General features: G+C 57.6%; 2 protein-coding genes and 1 pseudogene. 2 read left to right on the top strand and 1 reads right to left on the bottom strand.

The genetic code is table 11. From position 1 onward, the window contains the following. A partial coding sequence (locus AC2VLV_RS15455; protein ID WP_486990827.1) for an IS1595 family transposase occupies positions 1 to 488 on the top strand: 488 nt, incomplete at its 5' end. 179 nt (positions 489 to 667) lie between these two features. Here AC2VLV_RS15455 and AC2VLV_RS15450 read toward each other — a convergent pair. Further along, positions 668 to 2,713 carry a Z1 domain-containing protein gene (locus AC2VLV_RS15450; RefSeq protein ID WP_486990826.1) on the bottom strand — a complete coding sequence of 682 codons (2,046 nt, stop codon included), beginning with the start codon at positions 2,711 to 2,713 and terminating at the stop codon, positions 668 to 670. Between the two features lie 286 nt (positions 2,714 to 2,999). Here AC2VLV_RS15450 and AC2VLV_RS15445 point away from each other — a divergent pair. After that, positions 3,000 to 3,239 (top strand): annotated as a pseudogene (locus AC2VLV_RS15445) (IS256 family transposase); the annotation flags it as partial. Positions 3,240 to 3,337 lie beyond the last annotated feature (98 nt).

Here is a 3,337-nt window from a genome sequence, read left to right as displayed (position 1 = left end):
GCCGCGGATCCGAGAACAAGCAGGCGTTCCTGATCGCGGTGCAGACCGATTCGGCGCTCGAGCACCCGACCTACGCGGTCATCGAACCGGTGCGCAGCTTTGACAACGACAGCATCAGGGACTGGCAGAAGCGCCATCTGGCGCCGGATGCCGAGGTCTACAGCGACGGCTTGTTCTGCTTCCGCCGCTTCGCTGATGCCGGGCACGCGCATACGGTACTGGAGACCGGCGGCGGCCGCGCCGCCTGCGAGGCGCAAGGCGCGCGCTGGGTCAACGTGCTGCTGAGCAACGTCAAACGCGCCATCAGCGGTAGCTACCACGCGATCCGGCAGGGCAAGTACGCGCGCCTCTACCTGGCGGAAGCCGCATACCGATTCAACCGCCGATTTGATCTGCGTGCGATGCTGCCGCGACTGGCGCGGGCGATGATGCTCTGCAAGCCTCATCCCGAGCCGGTTCTGCGCATGGCGAGCAATTTTCATGGCTGAGGATCAGGGCGAATCAGGTCAGCGATTGAGATTATGACTTAATCAAATTAAGCGCCATCCAGCTGTCTCATTCAGAATTGACTGCCGCTGGACCTTCTGGGAAGTAAGGGTGTGATCCTCAGTCAGTGCAAGTTGGTCGCCATTCGTGTTGGCGAACTTATCAAATCACGTTCGGTGAATCAGTCCGCGGCCACGGCATCCTTGTCCTGAGCAAAGATCGCGGTAGGCGCATGCTGCTGAGCGGAGATAACTGGCCAATAGAACGGTGCATCCCGCCATCCCTGCACCTCACATCCGTTCTGGCGGATGAGGATAAGCATGGGATTGTCGATGGCGAACTGCTTGCGGAGAGCACCTTCGGTCTTGGTGGTATCGGGCGCGTCGGCGTACTGCGCGTGCGAGCCCGCCGACACCGTGCGATTAAGGTTGCGATCTTGCCGAACAAGGCACCATACCCAGCCTTTAGCCTTGCAGTCGGCCGGGAGCCCTGCCAAGTAGCGCAGCGCTGCCTTGGCGGCTTCCCAATCGAAGCTAAAGCCTTCATCAATTTCCATCTGCAGGGTCGGCTCGATCTGAGTGAGTAGATTCACCGCCTGGATAATCGTGATCTGGAACGGCTTGTCGAAGTCGCCCGCTGGCGCAAGCTGACTGAGCGTCTGGTCCAACTTAGCTGTGACCGGCGCCAGATAGGACTTAGCGATTGTCTGGAAGCCGACCGGCAAGATGCGTTTCCACGGTTTCAGCGTGGTGCAGTTGGAAAGCCTGATCTTGTTAGGACTGCAAGGAATCACGCTACCGTTCACAGCCTTCTGGATGAAGACGATGGCTTGCTCCGGATCTTGCTCAATCGCTTTGCGCAGCGCTGTGTCGCTCTCATGCATGCGCTTGATCGCGTTATAGATCGCCTGTTCGGTATAGAAGCGGGTGACGGCCAGATCAGCCTTGGGGCGAAAGCCGTACATGCGCGAGTGTTGCAGGACGGTGTCTTGCTGAAAGACGTTAGGGCGGCGACCGTAGAAGAAGCCAATCATGTTGGCGATGGTGATGCCGCGGTCGAGGATCTGCCCGCCAATGAAGATATTCAGCGGCGTGCGTAACTTGAGCTGCCCTTGCTTGTCAAGCAGCTCATCGATCTGCTTTTCTGAGTTGACCTTGGTGACCATCAGCCAGTCTTGCTGAAGCGCTTTGATGAATTCGTCGGTCACTTCATGCAAAGGCGGCAGGAAGTCTCCCTGGGCCTCTATCGAAAGTGCCAGGTCCTCGTAAGACGTCTGGATGATCTGGCGCAAGAACGCCTCGTCGTCGGTGACAGCGCGCGCGAGCTCGTGCTTGATGGCGTCCACCACCGCTTCCTGCCAGCCATGAGCTTGTTTGCCGGCCTCCGTGTGCACGAGGAAGCTGAACTTCTTGGGAGTAATCCCGTCCCTTTGGTCCTGCAGGCGACGAATGCATCCACCCACGATGAAATTACAGATAGCGAGCCTAAGTACCGGGATACCGTTGCTCGTCAGCACGTCATTGAGCTTGACCTTCCGCCCATCCTTCTTCCGCAGCGACATGATTTCCTCAAGCGACACCGGATGGAACAGGAAGCGGGCTATCGAGTCCTCGTCTTCGCTGTCGTCAAAGTAGTAGTCACCACCGATGTAATCGGGATGCACGGGGACCAGTTCGGTAAACGCCGGCCGAACTGGCTTGAATGCATCGCCCTGGACGACGATGTTGGCCGGCTGGAGATAGAGCGAATATGGGGTGGCGGTCACTTGGAGGAAGGACGAGTGCGGAGCGTGATCACGCAGGGCTTCCAACTTCTGCATGGTGACATTGGCTTCGATCTCGCCTTCCTTCTTGTAGAAGCCCACGCTGGCGAAGTCGGCCTCGTCGTCGATGATGAGCACCCGCTTCTCAGCCTTGTGCGGATACTTCTTACTAAAGAAGTCGTTCAGGCGATCGAGGTTATCCGACTGTTTCTTCACCACCAGCACGATTTTCTTGCTGAGTTCGTAGCCAGTGAGCTGCGGCATCGACATGATATCGAAGACCTCAATCTCGCCCGCCTCTTCGTGCTTGTAGAACTCCGAACTGACGCGCTCAAAGGTCTGGCGAGCGAGCGCTTTCGTACCCTTCGTGAGAATGACAGCCACGTCGTAGCCATTGTCAAATGCTAGCCCCATCACCGCGAGAAAGATCTTGGTCTTGCCTGACTGGATCTTTCCAAGAAGCATCCCGGGGTGTTGCTCGGACGTTGTCGAATCAAGCAATCGAGTGACTACTGATTCAATGCAGCGCCGATCCATATCCGTATACCTGGACTCGTATCCAGCAAAATTCCGATAGAACGGTCCATCAAGATTCATCGCAACACTCACTCTTCACATTATGTGGCCTGCTGACGATCATAGCCCATCAGGCTTGAGCTTGATCAGCTGTTCTGCATCAGGGTCCCTGAAAATGAAATGAGCCTGTCAAAAATTTTGTGTGTGAGGCATACCATGACGAACCGGAGCATGTATGCCAAGCAAGACGAAGAAGGCGGCCAAGGCCGCAGCGGTGCTGCCGCGCATTCCCAAGGAACTGATTGACCAGTTTGTGACCGGCCCGATGAGCGCCGAGGCGGTCAACACGGCATCGATGGCGTTCAAGAAGGCGCTGATCGAGCGCGCACTGGGCGCGGAGCTCAGCCATCACTTGGGCTACGCGCCCGGGGTGGCAAAGCCGGAGCGCGCGCAGAACCATCGTAATGGTGCCAGTGTGTGTGCGCCGACGCCGATTTGAGCCATGCGCCGGGTTTGCGGTGAGCCGGTTGGAACGCGCAGAAATTCAAGCTTGGCGCCGTGCGCAACTCGTTT

Source organism: Thiomonas sp. TH-17 (genome assembly GCF_057473305.1).
Note: the sequence above shows the minus strand (reverse complement) of the source record. Positions and strands in the feature narration are given on the sequence as shown.